A 12,283-nucleotide genomic window follows, 5' to 3' on the forward strand; every position below is an offset into this window, starting at 1 on the left:
CTTATACCGTTACTCTTTGTTCCTGTTGCAATTCATCTTGCTTAACTGAAATAAACTGAACGTCACGTTTATTCATTAAGCCAGCAAGACTGATCCCATTTAAGAAATCAGAAATTTGTTTACTCAAATCACCCCACAAGGAGTGAGTCAGACAGCGCGTACCACTTTGACAGTTACCTTGTCCCTGACAACGTGTTGCATCGACGGATTCATCGACTGCACGTACGACCATACCAACTGAAATTTCCCCGGCATCAGCACCTAGACGGTAACCACCACCCGGGCCCCTAACACTTGAAACCAGTCCATGCTTTCTCAGTTTTGCGAAAAGTTGTTCAAGATAAGAAAGAGAGATCCCTTGGCGCTCAGAAATATCGGCCAATGGCACTGGACCTGATGTAGAATGCATAGCAACATCTAACATGGCTGTCACAGCATAACGACCTTTCGATGTAAGTTTCATAGCAACCAGCTCCCAAAAATGCATAAGGGAATTCAAACATACCCGACTATTTTAGTCAAGTATTAGACCTTATAATTTACTCAAGTATTAAGTCTATTTCCAGACAGGGTATATATGGGTATTGATTAGCAGAAAAATACCCTGCCACTTTGGTGGGGTATTTAACCTGTTTCTATTAAAAGATTCAATGAATGTTTACAACTTAGCGCACTAAAAGATCAGATTATGGGATCAAACTCATCAATTGACTGTTTACGCTTTTGCGCGGCGGCTAATTCGGCATCACTGAAATCATCGACTTCAAGTTCAGGAAGCTTATCGGTGCACACACTTCCGCCCATAGATTGAACCGCCTGACATACTTCCTGGACCTTAGAATCCATGAGGTGCATATGGTCCAACATCTGACCAATCGCGTTAGCAACTGGGTCTGGATTATCGGGCGAAACAGCATAGGCATCGAAGCCATACTTCTTAGCCATCTCAGTTCGTCGCTTAGACGTTTCTTTGCTGGCTTCATTTGGCGTTGACACCACCCGGCCTGGAATGCCGACGACCGTAGTGTCTTTAGGGACCTCTTTGACAACTACAGAATTAGAACCGACTCTGGCACCATCATTCATGGTGATAGGCCCCAATATTTTAGCGCCAGCTCCGATGACAACATTATTGCCTAAGGTGGGGTGACGTTTGCCTGCCTGCCACGTCGTACCACCTAATGTGACACCATGATAGAGAGTACAATCATCACCAATCTCAGCAGTTTCACCGATAACGACACCCATACCATGGTCGATAAAAAATCGATCACCTATCGTCGCACCTGGGTGGATCTCAATTCCAGTCATCCAACGGGCAAATGTGGAGAGGCAACGGGAGGTTAAACGCCACTTTCGCTCCCATAGCTTATGGCTCACTCTATGGATCCAGATAGCATGCATTCCAGGGTAGTTTAATAACACCTCAAACGTACCATGTGCCGCCGGATCTCGATGATAGATAGACGCTATATCATCTTTAAGTCGAGCGATAACTCCCATATGATTCCCGTTCCTTATGCTTCGTTACTGTCTTTGGGTGCCACTTTTTTATCGATAGAGGTTAACATCCCTCTCAGGATATTCATCTCTTGTCTTTCCAATCTGGCTCGACTAAACAGACGACGCAACTTTGTCATTACCTGACCAGGATGCTGCTTAACAATGAAGCCGGTATTTAGCAGTGTCTCTTCCAGATGAGTAAAAAAGTTTTCACGCTCTTTTGCAAACGGGTATTCATTCACCGGCTCAACAAAACCTTCAGGTTTGGCATTCTCAAAATCACGCTTAACCTGAGCAAGATGGGCCACACGCGCTTCATAGCAGATAATCTGCACCGCTTGTGCTAAGTTCAGCGAAGTATATTCCGGGTTTGCAGGAATCGCGACATGATAGTTACATTTCTGTAGTTCTTCATTGCTTAGGCCATTATTTTCACGACCAAATACAATGGCGACAGGGCCGGCTAAAGCAGAGGCAACTAACTTTTCGCCCGCCTCTCTCGGTTCCAACATCGGCCAGTCTAATGTACGACTGCGTGCGCTGGTCGCGATAACCAAACTGCAATCCGCGATGGCTTCTGCGACGCTATCGACAGTAACCGCATGTTTAAGAATATCTGATGCCCCGGCAGCCAAAGCTACCGAATGCCCATCAGGTTCAACACGAGGTTCGGCAAGGTATAATGTAGAGAGGCCCATGGTTTTCATTGCACGGGCTGTGGAACCTATGTTCCCAGGATGAGATGTACCAACGAGTACGACACGAATATTGCTGAGCATGAAACTACTTACTTTGATAAAAGAACATAGCGAAGAATATTAGCACAGCCCCCCTTTTGTTAAAACATCTAAGGTTCTTTCGGCATCTAATACCAATTGGTATAACTCATCGATAAGCCAATACTATAACTTTCGCAGCTCTCATCTATTTTGTACTCATTGGCCGTGATAGCGGGTGATGATATGAATAGAATCAACATATAGGCCAAACAGCCCCTGCAGATCAACTAGGAGCAGCGATTAAAAGCCGGAAGCTCACTATTACCCGATGATGTAGCCAAGAGACAGAACTTGCACTTTACGACAATGAGGGTATAATGCGCACCGATTATTTATATCTGTTCTTTAAAATCCAGGGGATTGTAATGCATCCGATGCAGACTATTGCTGTGCGCGCTGCCCGCGCTGCCGGCCAAACGATTATACGTGCTTTCGCAGAACTCGACAAAGTTGAGGTTACAGCGAAAGGTATTAATGACTACGTTACTAACGTAGATAAAGAAGCTGAAGCTGCCATTACCTACCAAATCCGTAAGTCTTACCCGGATCACACTATTATTGGTGAAGAAACTGGTGAGAATAAAGGCGAAAACAGCGAATACGTCTGGATTGTAGACCCTCTGGATGGCACTAACAATTTTGTTAAAGGCATCCCACACTTTGCGGTTTCTATCGCAGTTCAATACAAAGGCAAGACAGAAGTTGCCGTTGTATATGATCCAATTCGCGACGAACTATTCTCTGCCGTTCGCGGTAAAGGCGCTAAGTTCAATGACTTCCGTATGCGTGTTACCAAGCAAAATGATCTCAGCGATGCGATTATCGCTACTGGCTTCCCTTTCAAAGCCAAACAGCATACTGAAACTTACATGAAAATCTTCAGCGAAATCTTCACTCAGTGTGCAGATGTTCGCCGTGCAGGTTCTGCCGCACTCGATCTTGCCTATGTAGGTGCGGGTCGTGTAGATGGTTTCTTCGAAATTGGTCTTAAGCCTTGGGATATCGCGGCAGGTGAGCTTATTGTTCGCGAAGCCGGCGGTACTGTAACCGATTTTACCGGTAACCATGGATATATGACATCTGGTAATATTATTGCTGGTTCACCAAAAGCCACGTCAATAATCGTTAAAACAGCTCGCCCATTATTAAGCGAAGCTCTTAAGCGTTAATCCCCCCGGAACAGATTGTAAAATTAAAAGCCATCATAATCATGATGGCTTTTTTGTTTTCTAAGTCCCGCTTCCTCAACTACCTCAAAGACAAAAGTTAGCTTCCAGGATTTAAAAGCATTTACTTGCATCTGAAATACACCTTATAATACCCGACATATTTACTAGGTTATTAGAGAGTGTCATGTTAAATATCGATGAACCGACTCAGCCCCAACCCCAATTTTCACTTTTTAATCTAGGTTTTCGACCCTTCTTTCTTTTAGGGGCCATCTTTAGCCTTATAGCCATCAGCATTTGGGGGGGCTTCTTCTTTGGTCATATTCAGTTCTCGCCTCATGGAGATCCAATATGGTGGCATGGCCATGAGATGATATTTGGCTTTGTTATCGCCATCATTGCCGGATTCTTGCTGACTGCGGTACAAAACTGGACCGGACAACCTGGTGTTAAAGGTAAATCCCTCATAGCCCTCGTCTTGGTTTGGTTGTTACCAAGAGTATTGCTTCTTGATAAAGACTGGGTATCACTGGAAGTCATCATGGCGATAGATTTGGCCTTTGCTCCCTTAACCGCACTATTTATGGCAAGGTCGGTATTAAAGGTCAAACAATGGCGAAATTTTGCCTTCGTGCCGATTCTACTGATGCTGATGCTAGTCAATGCGTTAAGTTATTACGGCCTGCTAACGAATGACTCTGCGTTAACTCAAACGGCTCTGCATAGCGCGATATTACTCATGGTCACTGTAGTGGCACTGATTGGCGGTAGAGTGATTCCGTTTTTTACCGAGAGAGCCACACAATGGCAGAGAAGCCCGAATATTGTTTGGCTCGAAATACTCACCTTTATCAGTCTAATTTTACTTATCCTGTCAGTATTGTTTCAGCACACTTTAGTTATTCGGATAAGTGCAGGTATTGCCGGAATTATATTACTGATGCGATGGTCACGCTGGGGAGGAAGACATACAGCACGGGTTCCCCTCTTGTGGTCACTCCATATTAGTTACTTTTTCATTCCGCTGGGTTTATTACTCATCGCTACGGGTGAGAATTTCTCCGCAGGATTACATGGGATCACCTTAGGTGGCTTAGGAGGTATGATTTTAGCTATGATGGCCAGGGTATCTTTAGGCCACACGGGCAGAAAACTAACTCCTCCGAAAATAGTAACATTGGCTTTTGCACTCATCGTTCTGGCCACAGTATGTCGGATATTGGCAGGGTTGATGACGAGCTATTACCTTCCGTTACTCGAGGCAGCAATAGCGTGTTGGGTGCTGTCTTTCGTCATATTCATTTATCACTATACCCCGATTTTGCTTAAAGCCCGGGTAGACGGTAAACCCGGTTAACCACAACACAAACAGGGTGCCTATTGTCGAATAAGCGCCCTGCTCGTTTAAAAAATCCGAGCCCACCACAAATCATCCTCAACTTCGGGTTACCATCTATAAATGTCGCTTTCTCCAAGTATATCGCAAAATATTTGCGCAGCCACGGCCTCTCCTACCTGCATTAGAATAGTATTAATGTGAATAACATCACACAGATAAGTTAGCACAGTTCTGAATACTTGATACCATTGCAAAAAAAACGCAAAGAGGTCTTTATGGGGAAACGATACATTCAATATGGCTCAAAAAGTATCAAAGCGGTTGAGCATTTCGTTCTGTTCATCATTGCAATCGCGACGATCGTTGCCATCGGACAAGAGATATACCATATATTTGAAGTAGGAAAAGTCGCACTAGCCGATCTACTACTACTGTTTATCTATTTGGAAGTCCTGGCCATGGTGGCCAACTATGCCGAATCAGGAAAGCTTCCTGTTCGTATGCCTCTCTATATTGCCATCGTTGCCTTGGCTCGTTATCTGATATTAGATATGAAAGCTATGGACGACTGGCGAATTCTGGCAATCTCCGTATCCACGCTAATATTAGCTTCTACGGTAATCGTGATCCGTTGGGGACAGTTAAAACTACCTTACCCAAAGAGTGAAGATCATCAGTAACCAATATTGATATTAAAAAACTCAGCCAAATAGGCTGAGTTTTTTTTGCCTGTGGCAAAGAGCATCCTCTTATTGATTTTTTTGCCTTATTGAACATATATTATGCTACTTTTAAAGAGGTTACTTTTACTTCATTAAGAAAGGATCTTAGATGAGTGATAATGTTGAAGATTTAGATGAGCGACGAACTTCCTTAAGAATTGATATGGAAGCAGAAAGGGTCGTTATCTTTTGGCATGATAAACAAGGTGTTTTGAACACTGATGAAGGGATCTGTATCGATCTCGCCAGACATGGTGTGCTAATTGACTATAAACAGGGTTTCGAACTTGGCGAACTATTAAATATCACCTTCAATCCTGATAACGACAAAGCACACACAGTTAAAGGCCAGGTGTGCAGGACAACAGAATGTAACCCCAATAGTTTCCATATTGCACTTCAACTGATCGCGACAGATAAATAATACGCTTTCCTGGTTTTCAGCAGTATCAGGGAGTCTGTTCTATACTTAACGTACTTAATAACCAAGGGTAATTGGTGCGAAAGGATATGGAGATATTTTTATGATTTTGCTTGTGGGTGGCGAAAAGGGTGGTGCAGGTAAGAGCTGCATGGCCCAAAATCTGGCTGTTCATATCACTCAGAAATTTCAAGCCAATGTACTTATGGTCGATTGTGACCCCCAGCGCACGACATCCGACTGGATCCAGGCGCGTAATGAAGATCCCAGCCTTCCGACAATTAATTGTATCCAGCTCTACGGAAAAATTCGTAATGACTTATTGAGCCAGGATGAACGATTTGACTATGTCATTGTCGATTGTGGTGGACAAGATAACCTTGCGATGCGAGCCGCCATGTCGGTAGCGACTTATGTGGTTCTTCCATTAAGACCTAAGCGCCGCGATCTAAAGACCCTTCCCCATATGGAAGATATGTTAAGCACCTGTAAGATGGTTAATCCCAAGATGGTCGCAACTATCGTGATGACTCAATGCCCTTCGCTTCCCAGCCAATTTAAACGGATCCTGGAGGCCAAAGAGGTTGTACAATCTTTTGGGTTACGGGTGTTAAATGCCGTCACTTTCAGTAGAAATATCTATGACGATAGTGAAGAGCAAGGCTCCTCTGTCATTGAGATTGAGCCCGAAGGAAAGGCTGCAATGGAAATTCACTCGATTGCCGATGAACTTTTTGCTATAGAACCAGAAAATTGCTATGAGCTTAACTGACCTAAAGCGAAGGAAGAAGAAAACACCTCGTAAGGATGTTTCTATCGAGGATTTTATCGAAGACGCAAATAACTACGCCTTCGGACAGCCCAGTGTGGTTAGTCGCAATAGAAAAAAACTCACCACGGGCAGACACATGGGGTTAGATAAACACTCCACTAAAATTTATAAACATGCGACATTTTCATTAACTGAGGAATCTATTGGTATTTTGGATAAGCTAGCAAGCCAATCTAAAATCGCAAAATCACGCCTGATCCGAATCTTAATCCATGAGTTTTCGAATAAAAATAAGGTTGAACGAGACACGATTATTGCAACCTGCGACGATCACTGAAACTGACTTAGCCTTGCCTCAACCGCTGTGATGTCTATCACTGCGGTTGAGTTAATTTATAAAACAACACCGCTAGAAAACAACGACTCTAATGGTTGCAGATACGGTTGGCCGCTGTCTCTATCCCCTGCTCCGACTCAATAAATTTCCCCTTCTTCTCCAAGAACGCTATCAGCTCTTCAGCTGTCATCTCACTTGCTGAACAGGTGTGATAACACGCATTCTCTCCAAACTGTTCATGCATCAGGAGTTTTAGATCCTCTTTGCTAATCGCTTTCCCTAGGGTTAACATTAATTCCATGACTTGATGGCCATGTACCGAGTTCGACATAGGTTGCCTCATATAAGGTATAAATTATTTATCCCTTTATAAATGATTTTCGAAAATTAAACTTTGATCTTACACTCACAGATAGGTTTCAATCGTAATTTGAATTGATATTCAGCTTATCTTACGCTTGAATGCCAAAATGACTCATTGGGATCCTTATACATGTCTTTGATTTTACTTTTAACCCAACAGATGAGCCTCTACTTAGTGCTGGTCTACCTTGTCAGTAAAACCCCTTTATTCAAATTTTTTGCCGAAGCCGCGACTCGCCTGCCACACAAAATATTCATCTACCTGATCTTTTCAGGCTTTTGCATCATGGCAACCTACTTCGGTGAACAGACTAACGACGCCATCGCCAATACCCGTGCCATGGGGGCCGTACTGGGCGGACTATTGGGCGGGCCAGTCACCGGCTTTCTGGTCGGGCTCACCGGTGGTTTGCATAGATACAGCATGGGTGGCTTTACCGATCTGGCCTGCGCAATTTCTACTACTCTCGAGGGGTTTTCGGCGGGGATAATCAGCCTCTATCTTCGCAGGCAAGATAAGAGTGAACTGATATACGCCCCTTTATTGGTCTGCCTGGTTACCTTTTGCGCAGAGATGCTTCAGATGGGAGTTATTCTACTCGTCGCTCAGCCTTTTGCCGAGGCATGGGAGTTGGTTAAACAGATAGCCCTTCCTATGCTCCTTGTGAACTCTGTCGGTGCCGCCCTGTTTATGAGTATGGTAAGAGATCAAAAAAACATGTTCGACAAACTCTCCTCGGCATTCTCTACTCAAGCTTTAAAAATTGCCGAACGTAGCGTTGGGGTGTTATCGAAGGGGTTCAATCAAGAAAGTAGCACTCAGGTTGCCCAGATAATCATAGAAGAAACACATGTCGGCGCCGTTGCGATAACCGATCGAGAGCACCTGTTGGCCTTTATCGGTACCGGCGCCGACCATCATATTCCCGGCACGCCTATTTCATCGAAAATAACTCAAGATGCCATAGATAATAACTGTGTCATGTTTGCCGATGGAGTCAATATGGCTTACTCCTGCTCTATTTCGCCGCATTGTCGACTCGGCTCCAGCCTGGTGATCCCACTTCGTTGTGAAAATGAGGTAATTGGGACAATTAAACTTTACGAGCCGAAGAACAAGCTATTTCTCAACATTAACCGAACGCTGGGTGAGGGAATAGGTAGATTATTGTCGAACCAAATCTTATTTGGCCGCTTCGAACGTCAACAGAATCTACTTACCAAAGCTGAGCTAAAGTTATTGCAGGCACAAGTTAATCCTCACTTCCTCTTCAATGCGCTCAATACCATAGCAGCCATCATAAAAAGAGATCCCTTAAAGGCAAGACAGCTGATCCAACAATTATCTCAATTTTTAAGAATTAACCTCAAGCGCACCACGGGGCTTGTGACACTTTCGGACGAACTCGAACATATAGATTCATATCTGACCATAGAGAAAGCACGATTTATCGATAAACTAAAAGTTGAGATTGATATCCCGGTTCTACTGCTTTCTTTTCGTCTACCGGCATTCACATTGCAACCCATCATTGAAAACGCAGTAAAACATGGCACCAGCCATATGTTAGAACAGGGTCTTATAAGAGTTACTGGCAAGGTACACGATGATTTATTAATATTAGAGGTAATTGATAATGCAGGGCTATACAAGTCAGATAACAATTCGGAGGGGTTGGGGATGAATTTGGTTCATAAACGAATTCAAAATCAGTTTGGATCCGAATTTGGTATAGAAGTCGATTGTCGCCAAGATGAATACACCAGAGTCAGCATTAAGCTACCATATACGGAAACCCAGTCGTGATCACATCTCTAATTATCGATGATGAGCTTTTTGCTCGAGAAGAGTTAGCCGACCTACTGAGTGAAAGCTCAGATATAGAGATCATCGGCCAATGCAGTAATGCTATCGAAGCATTACAGATGATAACTAAACTTAAGCCTCAGTTGATCTTTCTGGACATCCAAATGCCCAGGATCACAGGTATTGAGCTTATTGGCATGCTGGATCCCGACATCATGCCGCGTATCGTTTTCGTTACCGCCTACGATGAATTTGCCATCAAGGCGTTCGATAACCATGCCTTCGACTATCTGTTAAAGCCCATTGATGAAAAAAGGCTCCAACAAACATTAAACCGAGTCAGAAAAGATCTTCAGCCAAAGTCTGTCAACATAATTGCACCTGAGCAGTTAACGCACCTCCCCTGCTATACCGGGAGCAAGCTCAAGGTGGTATCGATTAAAGAGGTAGAGTTTGTCTTCAGCGATCTCAGTGGTGTTCATGTTGCGACCGATAAGGAGCAAGCACATACCCACTTAACCCTGAAAGTGCTGGAAGAAAAAACCTCCTTGATCAAGTGTCATCGACAATACCTGATTAGTCCTGAAGCAATATCAGAAATCGACGTCCAGGAAACCGGAGCCGAAGTCACAACAGTCTCAGGTGCTAAAGTTCCAGTTTCAAGGCGTTACTTAAAACCATTGAAGCAGATGTTTGGTTTTTTATAGTACCTTCGGCTTTCTTAGTCATCTCCTATGGCATGAGGCATTTGTCGAAAGTGACGAAAGTCGTAGGAGTCTCCTCCTTAAGCGGATTAACATTTCGGCAAACAAGCGACCACTTCCGTAACAAATCAAAACCACTCGGGGTCGATATGAAACCGTTAACCCCCTCAATCCGACCACTCACCTTATTCTCCATTTTCTAAATTACAAATATCTTTACACTGAGTGCAACTCAAAATGGGAGATAGTAATTATGATGTGGTTTCTAATGTGTGTCGGCCTGCTTATCGGTGGATACTTTGTCTATGGTGCTTTCGTAGAGAAGGTTTTCGGTATCAATGCCCAACGCCAAACTCCGGCATTTACTAAAACCGACGGCGTCGATTTCGTGCCTATGTCCAAGGGCAAGGTCTACCTTATTCAACTGCTGAATATCGCAGGTGTAGGACCTATCTTTGGCCCTATCCTCGGTGCCCTCTATGGCCCCGCGGCCATGTTATGGATTGTCTTCGGTTGTATTTTTGCCGGTGCTGTTCATGATTACTTCTCCGGTATGTTATCTGTTCGTAATGGCGGTCAATCAGTTCCAAACCTGGCGGGTAAGTATTTAGGCAAAGGTGCTAAGCACTTTATGAATGTATTTGCCATCATCTTATTATTGCTTGTCGGTGTGGTATTTATCTCAGCGCCTGCTGGTCTACTTGGAAAGCTTACCGGTTGGGACGTATCAATCTTCCTGGGTGTTATCTTTGCTTACTACCTTATCGCCACCATCGTCCCAGTCGATAAGATCATCGGTAGACTCTATCCATTCTTCGGTGCACTTCTGCTGTTCATGTCAATCGGCCTGACCATTGCCATCATAGTCTCGAGTGAACACACATTGTTACCTGGCTTCGAAGCCGGTGACTTCCTGACTAACCTTAACCCTAACGATATGCCTCTATGGCCTGCACTGTTTATCACTATTGCCTGTGGTGCGGTATCCGGTTTCCATGCGACTCAGTCTCCTTTGATGGCTCGTTGTGTAGAAAATGAATCTAATGGTCGCTTCGTTTTCTTCGGTGCTATGATAGGTGAAGGTGTGATAGCCCTTATCTGGTGTGCCATTGCCCTATCTTTCTTCGGTGGTGTTGAAGGCCTTAATGCAGGAATGGCTGGTAACCCGGCAAATGTTGTATATGAAGCATCAACAGGCCTTCTGGGTGCAGTGGGTGGCTTTATGGCTATCTTGGGCGTTATTGTTCTTCCAATCACTTCAGGCGATACAGCCTTCCGTTCGGCTCGTCTAATCCTGTCTGAATTTTTCAAGATGCCGCAGACTGAGTTACCTAAGCGTTTAATGTTAGCTATCCCACTGTTCATCATGGGTGCGATTCTGACTCAAGTTGACTTCGGTGTTATCTGGCGCTACTTCGGTGTGGCAAACCAAACTACAGCGGTAATGATGCTATGGACTGCCTCGGCATACCTACTAAGGCACAACAAGTTCCATTGGATCTGTACCGCACCAGCCATGTTTATGACTACTGTAGTGGTTAGCTTCCTGTTAAGCTCACAAACTTTAGGTGCAGGACTGCCTATCACGGTTTCGACCATAGCCGGTATAGTAACTACTGCCGTCCTTGCTTCATTGATTATTATCAAGACTAAGGGCAAAGGTGATGAAGGTGTGATCGAAGAGGCTTAATCTTTGACGGTTTAACTCAGCCCAATAAAAAGCCAGTCATGTGACTGGCTTTTTGCTGTATAAATTGAGTAAGAGTTACTCTTTTAAGAGCTCAGGCTCAACTAATACACTTCCGGTATCATTAGAGACCCAAATTTGCCCTTCGCTGATATTATATTGAAGCGTCATACTTCGACTAACCAGTTCTCCCATCTCCTTGACTGAATCCTCAGGAATGTTCCACACTTTCAGGTTTTTATAACGCTCAAATGTTTGTTCGTTCTGCTTCCACCAGATAGGTACACTGCGACCACCATAAGCAAAAAGCTGTACCTGCTTTGAACGACCACTCGCCTTTCTCAGCCATTTCTCATCACTTTGACCAAACTCAATCCAAAGCTCTATATCACCGACAAGTGATTTCTCCCAAAGCTCGGGCTCATCTTCGACACAAAGTCCCTTACTGAATTCGAGTGTATCACTGGCATTCATAGCAAAGGCCAGCAGACGGACCATCATCCTGGAATCTGTTTCTGAGGGGTGTTGTGCGAGTGTTAAGTGGTGATCGTGATAGTAACCACGATCCATATCAGCCACTTGAAGGTGAACTTTATAAACTGTTGCTTTAGGTGCCATCGTATTAACATCATTAATCTAGATTGGCACTAGTGTACCCTATTTGCTCATACATGAAGCTA

14 protein-coding genes are annotated in these 12,283 nt (G+C 44.1%); 9 read left to right on the forward strand and 5 right to left on the reverse strand.

Annotated features, from left to right (window positions below; all coding sequences use genetic code 11):
- Position 1 precedes the first annotated feature (1 nt).
- The 3 genes from iscR to trmJ form a co-directional block, all read right to left on the reverse strand.
- Positions 2 to 463 (reverse strand): Fe-S cluster assembly transcriptional regulator IscR, encoded by a 462-nt coding sequence (gene iscR / locus EKG39_RS21355; RefSeq protein WP_012143209.1) that lies wholly within the window; start codon positions 461 to 463, stop codon positions 2 to 4.
- Between the two features lie 218 nt (positions 464 to 681).
- Positions 682 to 1,503, reverse strand: coding sequence for a serine O-acetyltransferase (gene cysE, locus EKG39_RS21360; protein ID WP_126508022.1), 822 nt, complete (start codon positions 1,501 to 1,503; stop codon positions 682 to 684).
- Positions 1,504 to 1,517: 14 nt separating this feature from the next.
- Entirely contained in the window at positions 1,518 to 2,282 is a 765-nt protein-coding gene (trmJ, locus tag EKG39_RS21365) for a tRNA (cytosine(32)/uridine(32)-2'-O)-methyltransferase TrmJ (protein ID WP_126508023.1), read from the reverse strand.
- Positions 2,283 to 2,647: 365 nt separating this feature from the next.
- Here trmJ and suhB point away from each other — a divergent pair, with 365 nt between their 5' ends.
- The 6 genes from suhB to EKG39_RS21395 all read left to right on the forward strand — a co-directional run bounded on the left by suhB (position 2,648) and on the right by EKG39_RS21395 (position 7,042).
- Complete coding sequence (gene suhB, locus EKG39_RS21370) at positions 2,648 to 3,451, forward strand: inositol-1-monophosphatase (protein ID WP_126508051.1); 804 nt, start codon at positions 2,648 to 2,650, stop codon at positions 3,449 to 3,451.
- 184 nt (positions 3,452 to 3,635) lie between these two features.
- Positions 3,636 to 4,808, forward strand: a complete 1,173-nt coding sequence (locus tag EKG39_RS21375; RefSeq protein WP_185817679.1) for an NnrS family protein — start codon at positions 3,636 to 3,638, stop codon at positions 4,806 to 4,808.
- A 257-nt stretch (positions 4,809 to 5,065) separates the two neighbouring features.
- Entirely contained in the window at positions 5,066 to 5,470 is a 405-nt protein-coding gene (locus EKG39_RS21380) for a phosphate-starvation-inducible protein PsiE (protein WP_012143214.1), read from the forward strand.
- 151 nt (positions 5,471 to 5,621) lie between these two features.
- Entirely contained in the window at positions 5,622 to 5,936 is a 315-nt protein-coding gene (locus EKG39_RS21385) for a PilZ domain-containing protein (protein WP_126508025.1), read from the forward strand.
- A 100-nt stretch (positions 5,937 to 6,036) separates the two neighbouring features.
- Complete coding sequence (locus EKG39_RS21390; protein ID WP_126508026.1) at positions 6,037 to 6,705, forward strand: AAA family ATPase; 669 nt, start codon at positions 6,037 to 6,039, stop codon at positions 6,703 to 6,705.
- Positions 6,692 to 7,042 carry a replication protein RepA gene (locus EKG39_RS21395; protein WP_126508027.1) on the forward strand — a complete coding sequence of 117 codons (351 nt, stop codon included), beginning with the start codon at positions 6,692 to 6,694 and terminating at the stop codon, positions 7,040 to 7,042. Before EKG39_RS21390 ends, EKG39_RS21395 begins: the two co-directional genes overlap by 14 nt.
- A gap of 88 nt (positions 7,043 to 7,130) precedes the next feature.
- On the opposite strand, the gene EKG39_RS21400 is transcribed toward EKG39_RS21395, so the two are convergent.
- Complete coding sequence (locus EKG39_RS21400) at positions 7,131 to 7,373, reverse strand: YecH family metal-binding protein (protein ID WP_126508028.1); 243 nt, start codon at positions 7,371 to 7,373, stop codon at positions 7,131 to 7,133.
- A gap of 162 nt (positions 7,374 to 7,535) precedes the next feature.
- Here EKG39_RS21400 and EKG39_RS21405 point away from each other — a divergent pair, with 162 nt between their 5' ends.
- The 3 genes from EKG39_RS21405 (at position 7,536) to EKG39_RS21415 (ending at position 11,606) form a co-directional block, all read left to right on the forward strand.
- On the forward strand, positions 7,536 to 9,212 hold the full coding sequence (locus EKG39_RS21405; RefSeq protein WP_126508029.1) for a sensor histidine kinase: 1,677 nt from the start codon (positions 7,536 to 7,538) through the stop codon (positions 9,210 to 9,212).
- Positions 9,209 to 9,919 (forward strand): two-component system response regulator BtsR, encoded by a 711-nt coding sequence (gene btsR / locus EKG39_RS21410; protein WP_126508030.1) that lies wholly within the window; start codon positions 9,209 to 9,211, stop codon positions 9,917 to 9,919. The genes EKG39_RS21405 and btsR overlap by 4 nt, the downstream gene beginning before the upstream one ends.
- 250 nt (positions 9,920 to 10,169) lie before the next feature.
- Complete coding sequence (locus EKG39_RS21415) at positions 10,170 to 11,606, forward strand: carbon starvation CstA family protein (protein WP_126508031.1); 1,437 nt, start codon at positions 10,170 to 10,172, stop codon at positions 11,604 to 11,606.
- A 75-nt stretch (positions 11,607 to 11,681) separates the two neighbouring features.
- On the opposite strand, the gene EKG39_RS21420 is transcribed toward EKG39_RS21415, so the two are convergent.
- Positions 11,682 to 12,221: a YaeQ family protein gene (locus tag EKG39_RS21420; protein ID WP_126508032.1), complete on the reverse strand. Its 540-nt coding sequence runs from the start codon at positions 12,219 to 12,221 to the stop codon at positions 11,682 to 11,684.
- Positions 12,222 to 12,283: the final 62 nt, after the last annotated feature.

This window comes from Shewanella atlantica (assembly GCF_003966265.1).
Taxonomy (GTDB): domain Bacteria; phylum Pseudomonadota; class Gammaproteobacteria; order Enterobacterales; family Shewanellaceae; genus Shewanella; species Shewanella atlantica.

Excerpts from the sequence above, each read along its gene's own strand:
- iscR (WP_012143209.1), bottom strand. The coding sequence starts at position 463 with ATGAAACTTACATCGAAAGGTCGTTATGCTGTGACAGCCATGTTAGAT.
- cysE (WP_126508022.1), bottom strand. The coding sequence starts at position 1,503 with ATGGGAGTTATCGCTCGACTTAAAGATGATATAGCGTCTATCTATCAT.
- trmJ (WP_126508023.1), bottom strand. The coding sequence starts at position 2,282 with ATGCTCAGCAATATTCGTGTCGTACTCGTTGGTACATCTCATCCTGGG.
- suhB (WP_126508051.1), top strand. The coding sequence starts at position 2,648 with ATGCATCCGATGCAGACTATTGCTGTGCGCGCTGCCCGCGCTGCCGGC.
- EKG39_RS21375 (WP_185817679.1), top strand. The coding sequence starts at position 3,636 with ATGTTAAATATCGATGAACCGACTCAGCCCCAACCCCAATTTTCACTT.
- EKG39_RS21380 (WP_012143214.1), top strand. The coding sequence starts at position 5,066 with ATGGGGAAACGATACATTCAATATGGCTCAAAAAGTATCAAAGCGGTT.
- EKG39_RS21385 (WP_126508025.1), top strand. The coding sequence starts at position 5,622 with ATGAGTGATAATGTTGAAGATTTAGATGAGCGACGAACTTCCTTAAGA.
- EKG39_RS21390 (WP_126508026.1), top strand. The coding sequence starts at position 6,037 with ATGATTTTGCTTGTGGGTGGCGAAAAGGGTGGTGCAGGTAAGAGCTGC.
- EKG39_RS21395 (WP_126508027.1), top strand. The coding sequence starts at position 6,692 with ATGAGCTTAACTGACCTAAAGCGAAGGAAGAAGAAAACACCTCGTAAG.
- EKG39_RS21400 (WP_126508028.1), bottom strand. The coding sequence starts at position 7,373 with ATGTCGAACTCGGTACATGGCCATCAAGTCATGGAATTAATGTTAACC.
- EKG39_RS21405 (WP_126508029.1), top strand. The coding sequence starts at position 7,536 with ATGTCTTTGATTTTACTTTTAACCCAACAGATGAGCCTCTACTTAGTG.
- EKG39_RS21415 (WP_126508031.1), top strand. The coding sequence starts at position 10,170 with ATGATGTGGTTTCTAATGTGTGTCGGCCTGCTTATCGGTGGATACTTT.
- EKG39_RS21420 (WP_126508032.1), bottom strand. The coding sequence starts at position 12,221 with ATGGCACCTAAAGCAACAGTTTATAAAGTTCACCTTCAAGTGGCTGAT.